The 433-nt window shown below is 72.5% G+C and carries 1 protein-coding gene; it reads left to right on the top strand.

Going from position 1 to position 433, the window contains the following annotated elements; genetic code table 11:
• Positions 1-146 precede the first annotated feature (146 nt).
• Entirely contained in the window at positions 147-317 is a 171-nt protein-coding gene (locus IE97_RS0137875; RefSeq protein ID WP_018555848.1) for a thiazolylpeptide-type bacteriocin, read from the top strand.
• The last annotated feature ends 116 nt before the right edge of the window (positions 318-433 follow it).

The raw sequence follows: 433 nt of genomic DNA, 5'->3' as shown, positions 1-433 counted from the left end.
TCGCTGGCGTCGCGTGCCAGCGATGTGTGTGCGGGAGGCAGGCCGAACGGTGAGCGGCGGGCGGTGGAATGGGCGCGTACCCCCCACCGGGCGTACACCCAGCAGGCGGCCCCGAGCCCGGCGGCCCCCGATCCGGAGGAGACACCATGGAGAAGAACCTGAGCACCCTCGCCGACGAGATCCTCGAGCTCGAGGCCGAGACCTTCGAGATCTCCGACTACTCGGACGCCAGCGAGGTCGTGCTCGCCGGTTCCACGAGCACCAGCTCGACCTCGACGTGCAGCTCCACCACCAGCACCACCTCCTGCTCCGCCTGATTCCGGGCGCCGGCAGCCGCAGGGTTCACGCCCGGTATCCGTCCAGCGGACGGGTACCGGGCGTTCCCGCTGCCCGCGCCGCCCGCCGAACCCGGCACCGGCACGGCCACCCTCGC

This window comes from Streptomyces sp. NRRL S-455, assembly GCF_000717875.1.
Taxonomy (GTDB): domain Bacteria; phylum Actinomycetota; class Actinomycetes; order Streptomycetales; family Streptomycetaceae; genus Streptomyces.
Note: the sequence above shows the minus strand (reverse complement) of the source record. Positions and strands in the feature narration are given on the sequence as shown.